This window comes from Collimonas sp., assembly GCF_035566555.1.
Classification (GTDB): Bacteria; Pseudomonadota; Gammaproteobacteria; order Burkholderiales; family Burkholderiaceae_D; genus Collimonas.
In genome coordinates, this window is the sequence record NZ_DATMRB010000045.1 from 35,267 (window position 1) to 50,400 (window position 15,134).

At 61.5% G+C, this 15,134-nt stretch carries 13 protein-coding genes; 6 read left to right on the plus strand and 7 right to left on the minus strand.

The window, feature by feature from the left end:
- Nucleotides 1-296 precede the first annotated feature (296 nt).
- The 5 genes from VNZ65_RS06965 to VNZ65_RS06985 all read left to right on the plus strand — a co-directional run bounded on the left by VNZ65_RS06965 (nucleotide 297) and on the right by VNZ65_RS06985 (nucleotide 5,353).
- The gene (locus tag VNZ65_RS06965) at nucleotides 297-743 is read left to right on the plus strand and encodes an Rrf2 family transcriptional regulator (RefSeq protein ID WP_325667388.1); all 447 of its coding nucleotides are present in this window, start codon (nucleotides 297-299) and stop codon (nucleotides 741-743) included.
- A 105-nt stretch (nucleotides 744-848) separates the two neighbouring features.
- Complete coding sequence (gene hmpA / locus VNZ65_RS06970) at nucleotides 849-2,057, plus strand: NO-inducible flavohemoprotein (RefSeq protein ID WP_325667390.1); 1,209 nt, start codon at nucleotides 849-851, stop codon at nucleotides 2,055-2,057.
- Between the two features lie 235 nt (nucleotides 2,058-2,292).
- On the plus strand, nucleotides 2,293-4,308 hold the full coding sequence (locus VNZ65_RS06975) for a S46 family peptidase (RefSeq protein WP_325667391.1): 2,016 nt from the start codon (nucleotides 2,293-2,295) through the stop codon (nucleotides 4,306-4,308).
- A gap of 112 nt (nucleotides 4,309-4,420) precedes the next feature.
- Nucleotides 4,421-4,981, plus strand: coding sequence for an NnrU family protein (locus VNZ65_RS06980; protein WP_325667546.1), 561 nt, complete (start codon nucleotides 4,421-4,423; stop codon nucleotides 4,979-4,981).
- Nucleotides 4,982-5,032: 51 nt separating this feature from the next.
- Nucleotides 5,033-5,353 carry a hypothetical protein gene (locus tag VNZ65_RS06985; protein ID WP_325667393.1) on the plus strand — a complete coding sequence of 107 codons (321 nt, stop codon included), beginning with the start codon at nucleotides 5,033-5,035 and terminating at the stop codon, nucleotides 5,351-5,353.
- Nucleotides 5,354-5,363: 10 nt separating this feature from the next.
- On the opposite strand, the gene VNZ65_RS06990 is transcribed toward VNZ65_RS06985, so the two are convergent.
- The 4 genes from VNZ65_RS06990 to VNZ65_RS07005 form a co-directional block, all read right to left on the minus strand.
- Nucleotides 5,364-6,869: an NAD(P)H-hydrate dehydratase gene (locus VNZ65_RS06990; protein ID WP_325667395.1), complete on the minus strand. Its 1,506-nt coding sequence runs from the start codon at nucleotides 6,867-6,869 to the stop codon at nucleotides 5,364-5,366.
- Nucleotides 6,870-6,987: 118 nt separating this feature from the next.
- A complete protein-coding gene (locus VNZ65_RS06995) occupies nucleotides 6,988-8,253 on the minus strand; it encodes a D-amino acid dehydrogenase (RefSeq protein WP_325667397.1) in 1,266 nt (421 codons plus the stop codon).
- A gap of 186 nt (nucleotides 8,254-8,439) precedes the next feature.
- Nucleotides 8,440-9,642, minus strand: coding sequence for a DUF2252 domain-containing protein (locus tag VNZ65_RS07000; protein WP_325667399.1), 1,203 nt, complete (start codon nucleotides 9,640-9,642; stop codon nucleotides 8,440-8,442).
- Nucleotides 9,643-9,756: 114 nt separating this feature from the next.
- Complete coding sequence (locus tag VNZ65_RS07005; protein ID WP_325667401.1) at nucleotides 9,757-10,356, minus strand: short chain dehydrogenase; 600 nt, start codon at nucleotides 10,354-10,356, stop codon at nucleotides 9,757-9,759.
- Between the two features lie 122 nt (nucleotides 10,357-10,478).
- Here VNZ65_RS07005 and VNZ65_RS07010 point away from each other — a divergent pair, with 122 nt between their 5' ends.
- Complete coding sequence (locus VNZ65_RS07010) at nucleotides 10,479-11,405, plus strand: LysR family transcriptional regulator (protein WP_325667403.1); 927 nt, start codon at nucleotides 10,479-10,481, stop codon at nucleotides 11,403-11,405.
- Here VNZ65_RS07010 and VNZ65_RS07015 read toward each other — a convergent pair.
- The 3 genes from VNZ65_RS07015 to VNZ65_RS07025 are packed head-to-tail and all read right to left on the minus strand — an operon-like array spanning nucleotide 11,389 to nucleotide 15,124.
- Nucleotides 11,389-11,985, minus strand: coding sequence for a spore coat U domain-containing protein (locus tag VNZ65_RS07015; RefSeq protein ID WP_325667548.1), 597 nt, complete (start codon nucleotides 11,983-11,985; stop codon nucleotides 11,389-11,391). The genes VNZ65_RS07010 and VNZ65_RS07015 overlap by 17 nt on opposite strands.
- A complete protein-coding gene (locus tag VNZ65_RS07020; protein WP_325667405.1) occupies nucleotides 11,978-14,323 on the minus strand; it encodes a fimbria/pilus outer membrane usher protein in 2,346 nt (781 codons plus the stop codon). The genes VNZ65_RS07015 and VNZ65_RS07020 overlap by 8 nt, the downstream gene beginning before the upstream one ends.
- Nucleotides 14,324-14,374: 51 nt before the next feature.
- Nucleotides 14,375-15,124 (minus strand): fimbrial biogenesis chaperone, encoded by a 750-nt coding sequence (locus VNZ65_RS07025; protein WP_325667407.1) that lies wholly within the window; start codon nucleotides 15,122-15,124, stop codon nucleotides 14,375-14,377.
- Nucleotides 15,125-15,134 lie beyond the last annotated feature (10 nt).

Genomic DNA, 15,134 nt, shown 5'->3' on the forward strand with positions numbered 1-15,134 from the left:
CCAAGCAAGCGCTTGGACATTTGTTATGTGCCGCACCTTCCCCTTTTTTTAATTTTCCATTAGGAAACTTTTCTTTGGCTCAATAGTGGCGTCATAGGGAAGCGACGTCAAGTTACATTTTGTATTTTGTCAAAAAAATAAGAATATTCTTCCGCGTCCTCCGGCATCGGTTAAATCCTCAACGAATGTATTTAAGGCAGGATTGTTAAATGGTTTAATTGTTGCTTTTTAAATGCAACAATTATATGATGATTGCATCCCGGACCCATGTCCGGTGTTCAGCGGGAAGCAAAGCCATGCAATTCACTAAATTTACAGATTTCGGTTTGCGCGTCTTGATGTATCTGGCGGCCACGCCGGAGCAGGGCGTGATTACGGTAGGCGAGCTGGCGGGCCATTACGACATCCCCAAGAATCACCTGAACAAGGTGGTCAACCGCCTGGTCAAGCTGGGCTGGGTCAGCGCCACGCCTGGCCGCAATGGCGGTCTGCGGCTGGCGCAGGCGCCGGCCAGCCTGAAGCTGGGGGATATCCTGAGTGCTCTGGAAGGCGACAAAGGCCTGGTGGATTGCGACGAACCGCCTTGCGTGCTGCGCGGCAGCTGTCATCTGAAGCGGGTGCTGGATATCGGCCAGCGCGAATTCTATGCCGGCATGAACCGGCATAGCCTGGCGGAACTGGTCATGCCGCCGACTTCGACGGCGATTGCGCGCATGCAGTTCCAACCTGTGGCGGCCCATTGATTTTATAGAAAACCGGTGCGCTGTCCGTTGCTTTCTAGGGCAAACATGGCGGCGCGTTTTTTTAACTTAATTGTAGTATTTTAAATGTCACAATAGGAGTTTGATATGCTGTCAGCTGCTTCCCGTCCCTACATCGCCGCTTCCGTTCCAGTCCTGCGTGAGCATGGCGTCGCCATTACCCGTTGCTTCTACCAGCGCCTGTTTGCCGCCCATCCGGAACTGAAGAACATTTTCAACATGCCGAACCAGGAGTCCGGCAAGCAGCAACAGGCGCTGGCTTCGGCCATTTTCGCCTACGCCGCCAATATCGATGATCCTGCCGCGCTGGCGCCGGTCATCAGCCGCATCGTGCAAAAGCACGTCAGCCTGGGGATCCGCGCCGAGCACTACCCGATCGTCGGCAAGCATCTGCTGGCGGCCATCGCCGACATCCTCGGCGCCGCCGCCACCCCGGAATTGATGGCCGCATGGGCCGAGGCCTATGGCTTGCTGGCGGACGCCTTGATCGGCGAAGAGCGCAAGCTGTACCAGGCGCTGGGCGTCGAGCCGGGCGAGTATCGTGCGGTCACGATCGTCCGCAAACAGAGAGAAAGCGAAACCGTCAGCTCTTTCTATCTGCAGGCCAGCGACGGCGCGGCGCTGCCGCCTTTCCAGCCGGGCCAGTACATCAGCATCGCCGTCAATGTCGCCGAACTGGCCTTGCGCCAGCTGCGCCAGTACAGCTTGTCCGATGCGCCGGCCAGCGGTCACTGGCGCATCAGCGTCAAGCGCGAGGAGGGCAGCCCGGCCGGACTGGTGTCGAACCTGCTGCACGACCGCTATCAGGAAGGCGACGTGCTGTGGGTCAGCCCGCCCTGCGGCGATTTCGTGCTGCCGTCGGGTGATATCGACACGCCGCTGGTGCTGATCAGCGCCGGCGTCGGCGTCACGCCGATGATGAGCATGCTGCATGGCAGCTTGCTGGAAAGCCCGCAACGCCCGGTCAGCTTCCTGTACGCCACGCTCGACGGCCAGCATCATCCGCTCAAGCGCGAATTGCGCAGCCTGATGCTGCAGCATAGCCGGATGCAGTCATACGTGGCTTATGAAAGGCCGGCAACCAACGATTGCGTACCGCAGGACTATCAGCAGCAAGGTTACCTGAGCCTGGCGACAGTGCCGGACAGCTTGCTGCCGCAGAACGCGGTGTATTTCCTGTGCGGCCCGGCGCCGTTCATGCGCGCCCAACGCAAGGCCTTGCTGGCGCGCGGTGTGCCGCCGCAGCGCATTCAGCAGGAGGTGTTTGGTCCGTCCTTGCTCGAACATTTGCAATAAGCGCTTGAACACAGGCGGCAGGCATGCGGCGCTGCCGCCGCAAATCGCTGGTTCCAATGTCAAACTGGATGGGGAATTCAGTCAGGTGAATGTCAAATCGCCGCCAGCGAATCTGCCCCGCATTCATGGTGACGATTCTCATTTCAGTGTGGTAATGTCTCACTCCTAAAAATTATTTATAGTTAGGAAGACGATGCGAATTCATTGGCTTTTTGCAGCACTGCTGGTTCCAGGCATGAGCATGGCAGCGGAGGGGATGTGGACCTTGGACAATTTGCCGAAGGCGAAAATGCAGGCCGAGTACGGCTTCACGCCCAGCGATGCATGGATCAAGCGCACCATGCTGGGTTCAGCGCGGATCGCCGGCGGCTGTTCGGCGTCCTTTGTCTCGAAAGACGGCCTGGTGATGACCAATCATCACTGCGCCTCTGAATGCCTGGACCAGATGTCGACGGCGAAAAAGAACCTGATCAAGGATGGCTTTCTGGCCAAGAGCCGCGAGCAGGAACTGAGCTGTCCGGAAATCGAGCTGAACCGTCTGGAGCAGATCACCGATGTCACCACTGAAGTCAAGAATGCCACGGCGGGACTGGACGGCGCCGCTTTCAAGAGCGCGCAGAACGCCATCAAGGCCAAGCTGACTTCAGCCTGCGTCGGCAAGGACAAGGAAACTGTCCGCTGCGACCTGGTCGATCTCTATCACGGCGGCCAGTACCAGGTTTACAAATACCATCGTTTCCAGGATACGCGCCTGGTGTGGGCGCCGGAAAAGGCTGCTGCGTTCTTCGGCGGCGATCCGGACAACTTCAATTTCCCGCGCTACGATCTCGACATCACCATGCTGCGTGCCTATGAAGACGGCAAGCCTGCCAAGATCGACAATTATTTCCCGTTCAGCAAAGACGGCGCGCAAGACGGCGAAATGGTGTTTGTCACCGGCCAGCCCGGTTCGACCCAGCGCCAGCTGACCGTCGCCCAACTGACCACCATGCGCGACCTGACCCTGGTCAACACGCTGATCCGCTTGTCGGAATTGCGCGGCGTGCTGGAACAGTACAGCAAGAGCAGCCCGGAAGCAGCCCGCAATGCGGGACAGATGCTGTTCGGCGTGGAAAATGGTTACAAGGCCTTGCGCGGGCGTCTGAGCGCCTTGCAGGATCCGGTCTTGATGCAGCAGAAGCAGGATGACGAAACCGCCTTGCGCAAGTTCGTGGCGCAGACGCCGGCGCTGCAAGCCAAGGTCGGCGGTGCCTGGGATGCGATTGCCGCGTCTCAGCAAGCCTATCGCCAGATGGAAGCGCCTTACGGCATGATCGAAGGCGGCCGCGGTTTCAGCAGCAAGTACTTCAGTTACGCACGCGACCTGGTGCGCGGCGCCGAAGAGCGCGCCAAGCCGGACGGCGAACGCCTGCCGGAATACGCCAACGCCAAGCTGCCGGAAGTAGAGCAGGAACTGTTTTCCACGGCGCCGGTTTACCCAGACTTTGAAAAAGTCACGCTCTGCCTGTCGCTCACCAAGATGCGCGAAATGCTTGGCACCGACGACGCTTTCGTCAAGCAGGTGCTGGGCAAGCAGTCGCCGGACCAGCTCAGCGCTGCCTTGATCGACAACACCAAGCTGGGCGATCCGGCAGTGCGCAAGGCGCTGTGGCAGGGCGGCAAGGCAGCCATCCTGAAATCCGACGATCCGTTCATCAAGATGGAACTGGCGCTGGATCCGGCCGCGCGCGCGATTCGCAGCCGTTATGAAAAGGAAGTGGATTCGGTTCAGCAAAAGAACTCGGAACTGATCGCCCAGGCTCGCTTTGCCCAGCAAGGCACCAGCGCCTATCCGGATGCGACTTTCACCCTGCGCTTGTCGTATGGTGAAGTGAAGGGCTGGAAAGAAGGCGACAAGCAGATTCCGCCGTTCACCACCATCGGCGGCGCCTTTGAGCGCGATACCGGCGCCGATCCGTTTGCCCTGCCGGCTTCCTGGCATGCCGCCAAGAGCAAGCTGAACCTGGCGCAACGCTATAACCTGGTCAGCACCAACGACATCATCGGCGGTAATTCCGGCAGCCCGATGATCAATCGCAACGGTGAAATCGTCGGCCTGATTTTCGACGGCAATATCCATTCGCTGGGCGGCGCATTCTGGTACGACCCGCGCTTCAACCGTTCGGTGGCGGTGCACAGCGGCGCGATTCTGGAAACGCTGAAAAATGTCTATGGCGGCGGCGAGCTGGCCAAGGAAATCCTGGCGCACTAAGCCACGCCGGGCGCATTTCTCCTATAATCAATCCCTCCCGGTGGCGACGCCGGGAGGGATTTTTCATTGCAGCTCCCGTCGATAGCCTGTCTTCAAGGAGAGTGATTTGGAAATGTTGATTCTCGGCCTGGTGCTGTTCATCGGCCTTCATCTGGTCCCCACCTTGCCGGCGGTGAAAGCCGGCATGCTGCAATCGCTGGGGGAAAAACGCTACAAAGGCATGTTCGCCATGCTGGCTGCGCTTGGATTGATCCTGATCGTCGTCGGCTACGCCAGGGCGCCGGCCGAACCGCGTCTTTTCAACTCGTTCATCGGCGCCAGGCATGGCGCTCCGCTGGCCATGGCGATCAGTTTCATCCTGTTGGCGGCGGCCAACATGAAAGGCCACATCCGCGCCTGGGTAAAGCATCCGATGCTGTTGGGGATTGGCATCTGGGCATTGGTGCATCTGCTGGCCAACGGCCACGAGAAAGCCACCATACTGTTTTCAGCCTTCCTGGCTTTTGTTGTGATCGATTTGATTTCAGTGCTCAGGCGCCGCAGCTACAAACCGTTCGAGCCGGTGCTGAAGTACGATGTGATCGCTGTGGTCGGGGGTTTGCTGCTGGCGCTGCTGGTCATGACCTTCCATCGCCAGCTGATGGGCGTGGCCGTGGTGCCGTGGGGTGTGTAGTGTAGCAACCGGCGGTACTGCTCAAGCGCCGCTATTCAATCAGGGATTTTTATGATTTTTTTGCAATACGTGGCGAATTTCTTCGCCGGCGCCTTCCTGTGCAACTGCATCCCGCATTTGTCCTGCGGCTTGCGCGGGGAGCCGTTCCCTACACCCTTCGCCAAACCGCGCGGGGTGGGCGATTCGTCGCCGCTCGTGAATTTCCTGTGGGGCCTGGCCAATCTGCTGATCGGTGCCGCACTGTACGCGCCTTATCCGTTTGCGTTTGGCTTTAATCCGGGCTGCGCTCTGTTCTTTGCCGGCTTCCTGGTCCTTGGGCTCTACCTGGCGCGCCATTTTGGCGCAGTCCGGCGCGACAGGAATGCACGATAGCAAGCGCTGCTCAGCGCTCTTGCACCAGTTGATTCAGTAGCAGCCGGACTTCCGGAATCAGCTCGCTGGCAGTCAGTCCGATTGGACCGATGCCTTGCGCCACCAGCTGGTCGGCGGCGCGGCCATGCAGCCATACCGCCGCCAGCGCCGCTTCCCACTGGGGCCAGCCTTGCGCCAGCAGAGCGCCGCAGATGCCGGAGAGGACGTCGCCGCTGCCGGCGGTGGCCAGCGCCGGATTGCCGGTGGGGTTGACGACTACCGCGCCATCGGCGCGGGCAATAATGCTGCCGGCCCCTTTCAGCACCACCACGGCATTGAAGCGGCTGGCCAGCTTGCGCGCCGCCGCTACCCGGTCGGCCTGGATGTCACTGGTGCTCAGGCCCAGCAGGCGCGCCGCTTCCAGCGGGTGCGGCGTCATCAGCACGGCGTGCTGGCGCTGGGCTACCTGCGCCTGGAGCTGCGGCTGGCGCGCCAGCAGGTTGAGTGCATCGGCGTCCAGCAGCAGCCAGCTGAGCGCATCCAGGGCGCGCGTCAGCAAGGCCAGCGCGCTGTTGGCCATGCCCATGCCGGGGCCGACCACCAGCACCGCGGAGGAAAAATCCAGGTCGGCGGCATGGCGGCACATCAGTTCCGGTTGTGCCTGGTCATACGCCGGCGGATTGTCCGTGTAGCCGACAAACACGCGGCCGGCGCCGCATCTGGCGGCGGCACGCGCCGCCAGGATCGGGGCGCCGGCCATGCCGGCAGCGCCGCCGATCACGGCGACGTCGCCAAAACTGCCCTTGTGCGAATTGCGTTTGCGTGGCCGCAGATAGTCGCCGAACAGCTCGGGGTGGCTCAGCCACATAGTAGGTGCGGGCAGATATTGAGCTGCAATCGCGAGGGTCGCCAATTCGACGCTGCCGGCGTAATCGGGGCCGTCGCCGGTGTACAGGCCGGCTTTGTCGGCGATGAAGGTAATCGTGTGGCTGGCCGTGACGGCGATGCCGCCGGCGCCGCCGACCACGGTGCCGGTATCGGCATCGAGGCCGCTCGGCACATCCAGCGCCAGCACCGGACAAGGCATGGCGTTCACTGCCTGCACCAGGCTGCGCCAGTCGCCGTCGAGAGGGCGGCTGAGACCGATGCCGAACAGGCCGTCGATGACCAGGGTCCACTGCGCGCTGTCGATATCGGCAAACTGCTCGGGCGGCATCAGGTGCACCCCTTGTTGCTGGGCGCGCGCCAGGGCCTGGGCCGCATCGGGTGGCAATTGCGAGGGCGGGGTCTTGAGCAGCGCCAGCACTTCGCAGCCAGCCTTGGCCAGACCGGCTGCCGCTTCCAGGGCGTCGCCGCCATTGTTGCCGGGGCCGGCCAGCACCAGGATGGCGGCGCTGTGGGGCGGGCAGGGGAGCAGGCGCAAGGCGGCCTGGGCAGCGGCGTGGCCGGCGCGTTGCATCAGGGTGTATGGCGGCAGATCGCGCAGGGCTGCCTGCTCGATTTTACGGATGTCGGCTACGGGATAAATAGCGCTCATTGGGGTGGTGTGCTCCGTGGTCCGTTAACTGGGGTCAGAGTAATTTTACGACGATAAAGCGTGTCGTAAAAAAAACTCTGGCTCCAGTTAACTACATTGGTCGTTGACCCGGCGGCAGTTAGCGATAGCGGGCTACAGTCAGGCCATCCAGGTCGACTTCCGGCACGCGGCCGGAAACCTGGTCGGCCAGGACCTTGGCGGCGCCCAGCGCCATGCTCCAGCCGGAGCCGCCGTGAGCGATATTGACGAACACGTTGCTGGCGCCGGTGGGGCCGATCAGCGGCACTTCGTCGGCCAGCATCGGCGTGTGGCCGCACCAGAAGCTGGCGCTGTTGAAATTGGCGGCGTCGGGGAACCAGTCGTGCGCCACTTTCAGCAAGGTGCGCAGGGCTTTGTCGTCGAACGCCATGTCCTTGGCGCCGAACTCGGCGACGCCGGCCAGGCGCATGCGGGCGCCGATACGCGCCATGGTGATCTTGTAGCTGTCGTCCAGCACCGCCATCTGCGGCGCCACTTCATAGTTCTTGACGCTGGCGGTGGCGGTATAGGTCTTGATGGCGTGCAGCGGCAAACGCAGTCCCAGCGGCCGCAGCAGCTGGGCGCTGGCGCTGCCGGCGGCGCATACCACGGCATCGGCGCTCAAGACTTCGCCGCCTATGTGCAAGCCGACTCTGGCGCCTTGCGCATCGATAGCGGTGACGGTGCTGTCGAAATGAAACTGTACTCCCAGCCCCTGCAGGATGGCTTTCAGCTGTTTGGTGAACAAGGTGCAGTTGCCGGAACCGAGATCCGGGAAGTGCAGGCCGCCGGCCAGCTTGCCGGCGCTCAGCAGCGCCGGCTCCAGCCTGCGCACCGCAGCTTCATCCAGCAGCTGATGGGCGACGCCGCACTCGCTCAACAGCTCGCGGGTGGGCGCCAGCGCGGCGAGTTCGGCTTCGCTGCGGAACAGCCGCAGCAGGCCCGGGCTCTGTTCGAAATCGAGCTGGAAATGCTGCTGTATCTGTTCCAGCAGATCCTGGCTGTAGGACGCCAGCCTTTGCATCTGGTGGGTATGGGAGCGGTAGCGCTGGAGTTCGGATTCCGCCATCCAGCGCCGCATCCAGCGCCATAGCGATGGGCTGAAGCGGGCATTGAGGACGTTCGCGGCTTCCTGGTTGAACATGCCGGCAAGGATTTTCTTGCGCATGCCAGGCGCGGACCAGGGCAGCGCCGAACCGGCCGACAAGATGCCGGAATTGCCCAGTGTCGACTGTTCTGCCACATTGCTGCGTTGTTCGACCACGGCGACCTGGTGCCCGGCTTCGGCCAGGAAATAGGCGCTGCAGACTCCCATGACGCCGCCGCCGATCACCACGATTTGTTTCTGTGTCTGTTGCTGTATCACTATTGTTCTCAAGGGGGTTTTGCGCAGATGTCCGGGCAGGTTCGAGCGTTGCTCCAGGATCTCTTTCTGGTCTGCGTACTGGATGCAGCGATCAGAATCATACCTTGAATTACTTAATAATAGGACAGCACCGTACGCTTTTAGTCTTCCTGCCGAGACCGGCGTGCGAATTGCCGGCTTCCCGGGCTACGGCGTAAAGACGCCGGCGTCATAGGCCTTGCAGTAAGCCAGCCAGTCCTTGCGCACCTGTGCGGCGCAACTGTGGGCAGCGTCCAGCAGCTGCTTTTTCCATTTTTTGCTCTGGCCGAAGGCGATCAGTTGGTCGGCAGTGGCCGAACCCTGTCGGCCGGAACTGCGCAACTGCGCCCAGGCGACGATGTCGCCCATCACGGTCATGACTTGCTGGATTTCCGCGACGCTGTGGCGCGGCTGCTTGAGCACAACCCGGTCTTCGCTAGGTTGCAGGCCGCGCAGCACATACGAGGTCTTGCCCAGCTTGACCGGCTGCAGGAAAGCCATGGACACCGCCTGGCAGCGCCGCTGCAGGCTTACTACGCGCTGCGCTTCGCTGCTCCACTTGGGTTGCGCCACCTTCAGGTAGGGCGTCAGCGACGAGGGCAGCGCCTGTTTCAGGTCCAGCAGGTAATTGCCGTCCGGCGAACCCTTGCCTTCGACCAGGATCACATAGCGGTCGACGCCCAGGCTGCCGGTGCCGGCGATGCGGCGCGCCACGTCGAGCACCTTGTAGAACGCCGGATTGGGCTGTTCGCTGGCGAATTTCTGCATGAATTTGGTGACCCTGGCGCGCTGCTTGTCGGTGACCGGCAGCGCTTTCTTGCCGTCCACCCGCAGCGAACGCTGCTTGCCCTTGCGCAGGCTGCGGCTGTCGAGATAGGTCGATCGCAGGCGGCCGCGCAGGCCGTTCAGTAAATCGCCGACCATGCCGCTGGCGGTATCGCGTTCGATCCAGCGCGGCTTGCCCAGGCTCAGGGCATTGCTATAGGCGTCGATGAAGCTGCGGCACAGCAGGCGCGTATCGGCAGCGCTGGCTGTCGAGCCGTCGGCGGCAATCAGCACGCTGGTCAGGAACCGCACCAGCTCCCAGCTCGCGGGGGCCAGCACCGCTTCGTCGAAATCGTTCATGTCGAAGTAGGCGAGGCGGTTGTCGCCCTTGTAGCTGCCGAAGTTTTCCAGGTGCAGGTCGCCGCAGATCCATGTCAGCGGCGCGCTGCGCATCAGACCGCTATACGGGAGACGCTCGTAAAACAGGTGGCAGGTGCCGCGCAGGAAGGTGAACGGATCGTTGCGGATGTTCTTGTACTTGAGCTGGAGCCGCTGCGGATCGCGGCCGGCGTTGTACTCCTGGATGCGCTTTACTACGTTCACCATGAAAGGCCTCTTGAAAGGGGGGGATGGGCTGCGCGTGTTATGCCGCCAATCTTACCGCATCATCTTGACAAAATCCTGACAGCGACGATGCGGCTTTCCCTGAGGCCGGTCTGATTACCAGACCCGGTAAACCTGGCCGCTTTGCGCGCCTTCGACGCTGCGGCTGTAAGCCTGCGCCACGCGGCTGGCCGGCGCCGCTTCAAAACCATAGAAAAACGGACCATAGCTGGCCAGCGATTCCTGCAGTACGGTAGGGCTGACGACGTTGATGCGGATGCCGCGCTTGAGCTCGATGGCGGCGCTGCGCACGAAACCGTCCAGGGCAGCGTTGACCGTGCTGGCGTTGACGCCTTGCAGGATCGGCTCGTCGCTGAGGATGCCGCTGGTGAGGGTGATCGAGCCGCCGTCGTTGAGGTGGTGCTGGGCCACCAGCGCCAGGTTGATCTGGCCCATCAGCTTGTCGCGCAGGCCGACTTGGAATTTTTCCGGCGTCAGTTCCTGCAGCGGGCCGAAATGCAGTTTGCCCGCCGTCGAGACGATAGCGTCGACCTTGCCGATCTGCTCGAACAGTCGTTCAACGCTGTGAATGTCGGTGATGTCGACCTGGTATTGGCCGCTGCTGTTGCCGACTTCGATGATGTCGTGGCGGCCAGCGAGTTGCTGGACTACTGCCTTGCCGATGGTGCCTGTGGCGCCGATAACTGCGATTTTCATGATGTGCTCCGGGTTAAGTGAGATCAGTAATCGATTATGATTGCTTCTCATTGGTGGATAAATATCTTATTATTACTTTCACTTGAAACCCATGGTGTTTAATTGAGAATGGATGGCAAATCATGGACCGGCTGACCAGCATGCAGATTTTCGTCCGCGTGGTAGAGAAAGGCGGATTCTCCGCCGCCGCCGAAGAGGCCGGGATTTCGCCCACCATGGTCGGCAAGCATGTGCGGCAGCTGGAGGAGCAACTAGGGGTGCGGCTGCTCAACCGCACCACACGGCGCCAGAGCCTGACCGAGATCGGCCAGCTGTATTTCGAGCGCTGCAAGCAGGCGCTGCTGGAAATCGAGGCAGCCGACGCCTCGGTCAAGCAGATGCAGCTGCTGCCGCGCGGCGTGCTGCGGGTGACCGCGCCGGCCACCTTCGGCGGCCTGATGTTGGCTGCGGTGATACGTGACTACCTGGAGCGTTATCCGGATGTCGAGCTGGATCTGTCGCTGAACGACCGCGTGGTCGACCTGGTCGAGGAGGGCTTCGAAGTGGGATTACGGATCGGTGCGCTGCCAGATTCCAGCCTGGTGGCATGGCCTTTGCAGCCATATCGCGCCTTGGTGTGTGCATCACCAGACTATCTGGCGCGGCATGGCGTACCGCAAACACCGCAGCAGCTGCCGCGGCACAATTGCCTCAGCTTCGTTCACGGCAGCCGCTACAACCTGTGGCAGTTTTCCAGTGGCGGCATCAAGCAAGAGATTGAAGTGCATGGCAATTTTCGCGCGAATAACGGCCTGGCCCTGCGCACCGCGGCTTTGCAGGGCATCGGCATCATCATGCAGCCGGAAGCCCTGCTGCGCGACGAAGTGGCGGCCGGACGGCTGCAGCGCTTGCTGACCGATTACGAACTGGAGCATCGGCCGATGCATCTGGTGGTGGCCTCGAACCGTAAGATGACCCCCAAGCTGAAGTCGTTCATAGAATTCGTACTGGCGCATTTTGGACGCGACCGCATGGCAAATGACGGTCCAGCTGTCATGGCTCGATCGTAACAACGATGTTTTCTTCGTAGCTGCCCGGCCGTATATTCTGGCTGGCGCCGATTTTGCCGAACACGTCCAGCACCACAATTCCTGCGCCCGAGCCTCCGATGGTCGAGGTGGTCTGCGTGTTGTCGCCCCAGATCTTCGTATGGTTCCAGTCTATATACAGCTGATAGCCGAGCGTATCGTCGCCGCCGATCTGGTTCATCTGGCGCAAGAGATAGTTCCCGGTTCCGGTGCTGGGAGTGACGCTAGCCGTAATGGCTTGGAAACTGTCGCAATTGACGGTCATGCCCCATGAACCATTCAACGGCGTGGACTGGCCGGATACATAGCTGCCGAACGTAAAATTATTGACTATCAGAGTGCACGCCCCGGCCATTGCCGGCGCCGGATTGGCATTGATGCCGCGCGAGTTTCTCGCCTTGGGCTGGGGAATCGCTAATGAGGGCCTTGATCCGGCAGGCATCGCGCCGCCGCTCAATTGCGCGTGCGCTGGCGGCAAGATGCTCAGATGCAGGCCCAGTGCCGCCAGCAGCGAGGGAAGCAGACACGTGCCTGATTTTTTTTTGTTGCGGACATCATTCATCTTCACAATGCACTTCTCCAATCTGGAATATCGCTGGCGCGCCAGGCGGGACCGCCACGCTGGCGCTGCAACTGCCGGCGACCCGCAGGCGATAACTGCCGCTGACAACGCCGTCGAGTTCAAAAAAGCCGTCGCTGCCGGTGCGCGACATGCTGGTCTTGCCGTCCGGGCCGGTGATTTCAATACTGCGATTTTTTACAGGGCCATCGGCTCTGCGCAAATTGCCACTCAGGGCCGCAATTTTGGGCAACGCAAATTTCAGCAATAGGCCGGCGCCGTCGGCGGGCACGACTTCCAGCTGCGGCGCCAGCAAATCGACATCCAGCGGCAGATCGTCTGCTTCGATCACGATCGTGGTGTCGGCATAGGGCGCCAGCTGCGGGATCAGGATCGATCCGCCGGCATCCGTACGGCCGATCATTTGGCCGGAACGATATACCCGGACATCGGGATATCCCACCGAGGCAACCGCAAACGCTTCACGTATGAATGGCGCCGCGCGGATCTCTCCGCCGACCGTCGCCAGCGCTCCGGAGACCTGCAGCCGCTGGGCTTCGTAGCTGGTGGAGCCAGTGTTGGCGCTGCGCGCGCTGGCGCTCAGTTCCAGCCATTTCGCCTGCCAGTTGAACTCGGCCTCCTGGTCTTTGTTGCCGCCCTGTTCGCTGCCGTACAGGCGATAGCCGAAACCGCCGTCGGAGGCGACATTCTGCGCCGCCTGCAGGTAGTACTGCGGCGGGCTGTCCTGGCTTTTTCGAAGGCCGCTGTTGATGTAAGAGCGTTCGCCGAGTGCAAAGCTGGCGGAAATGAACAAGGAGCGTTGTCGCGTGGTGTCGCCGAATGTGGTCAGCGCGCCGACCTGCAAGGTGCCGCGCCCCGGCAGTTTGTGCGACCAGGAAATCGAGGCATCGGCTTCCGTCTTGCCGTCAAAGCGCCAGCGGCGCGTCGCTACCGTGGAGAAGTAGCCTAGCGCGCCTAAATTCTGGTCCCAGCCCAGCGACAGTGCGTCATGCGCGCGGATATCGGGCAGCAGCTGGACGCCAGGCGACGCTGGCGGCGCATCGTCAAAGCCGTTCGAGGTGGCTCGCCATTGGGCACGCAAGGTGGTGCCGCGCTGTTGTGCGCTGAGATTCAGTTCCTGGGCGGTATAGCGCTGCCCGTCATGCCAGCGCGTGGCCGCGATCAATGTCGCTACGGCGATCTTCCCCAGTCGCGCGGTCAGCAGTGGCGACAGCCGCTGGTCTCCCGGCACCGAATTGCCGCGCAAGCCGACGGTCATATCCTCGCTCAGTCCGTAACGGTACTGGCCGCTCGCCGCCAACCCGCTGTAGCTGCCGACACCAAAGCCCTGGCGCTGCTGGCCGACGCCGATGTCGAAATCGTCGATACCCTTGCGCAGCAAGGTATTCGTGAAGTAAAACGGCAGGGAATAGGTTTGCTGCGTGCCCGCAGCGTCGCGCACGACAACCTGGATGTTGCGCAAACCGCCGTAGTCGCGCAAATTCTGTAAATTGAACGGGCCCGCGCCCAGGTTCGTGGTTCCCGTCAATACCCCGTCCATATAGATCTCGGCTGTCGATGGCGTTGCGGTAATGCCGGACAAGCTGGCCGTCTGGTCACTGATGAAGCCCGGCTGCAGATTGTAATTGCGCTGCAGGCGCAGGCCGAAAAATGGCGTGGCGCGCCCCAGTTCCGCCGTATCGATGGTGTTGTCGCCGACCGATAGCCGCAACGCCTGCGCCGGCCAGTCATGAAAGGCCGCGGTTTGTATGCGTTGCTTGAGAAAGCCGCTGTCGCTGTCTTGGAAAACGTGATCGTCATAGAGCGACCAGCCGAACAGCCGTAGATGCGAGGACAGGCTGCCCTGGCGCGCGAGGTTGCCGCCGGCGCGGGTCTCGCTGTAGCTGTAGTCAAGATAAGCCGACCATGGCGGTTCTGGCGACAGCGGCAATATTTTTGACGGCGACAGATCAATGGTTTGTGCCTTGAGCCGTTCCGGCGGCACATGCAAGTGATAGTTTTGCTGGTCGAAGTCGGCGTTGACCTTCGCACCCTCGATCTGGTCCGGCAAGAAATACCAGCCGTCGTCGAAATGCAGCAAGGCGGGGAAGGGAGCTTGCGTGACGATGCCGGCTTCCTGCAATAGCGCCTGAGGCAGATACACCACCTTGCCGTCGGTACGGGCAAAGACTTCAACCCCAGGACGTCCATTGACGTCAACCAGCCAGACCGTCGGCTCACTGGTTTGTGGGGTGGCGGGGGCGGACCAACTCGCGGCAGGGAGCGCAATGCAGGCCGCAAGCAGTACGCAGCCTGCGATTGTGAGGTCATATCTTGCCATGGCCGTGGCGTGTCCGGCGGATGTCCTCACGCATTGGTCGGCCGCGGCTGGCTATTTAGCGCTGCATGTTTCGGCGGGCAGAGCGATGCTGACGGGAATCACGCGACTGTCGGCGCGTATCTGCAGCACGACCTTGAGATCGCTTTCCTGGCACAATGCCGGCGTCACCTGCAGGCGGTAACTGCGTTCCGCAGCGGGCAGCAAATACCATTGCTGGAATTTGTTCTCATTGATGCCTTCCGGCTTGGAGCGGATGGCTTCGATGCGTGCATGCGCATTGCCGGTGTTTTTCAGTTTGACATCCACCGTGCCGGGACTGCCGGTGACCGCAACGGCGCTCAGCGCAGGGGCAGCTTTGCCTTGACGTATAAAGACCGGCACGCCGAAACGCACTTCCAGCTGGATGGCTTCGCCATGTTCGGCGCGTTGTGCCGGCGCCAACTCTGTAATGTAAAGCCGGTAGGCGGCTTCGACAGCCGGCCGCGCCGCGCCAGGCTTGGCGCTGACCCGGATGCTGCGTTTCGCGTGCGGCGCCAGGCTGAACGCCGCCGGATAAAACGCCAGCGCATCGGTTTTTTCATGCTGGTCGGCCGCAGCGTCGTCCTGCGTCCAGGTCATCGCGTTCACGGCCAGGTCAAGCGCCTGGTCGCTGTCATTGCTGATCGTCACCACTGCGGATTTATTTTCCGCCAGGTCGAGCCGCAGCGGCGTCACACTCATGTTCGCTGCCATGCTCGGCGTTGCCCAGGAGATCAGTATGCCGATAATGCCGGCCATTGCGGCCGCTGTTTTCTTGTTCATGATAACCCTT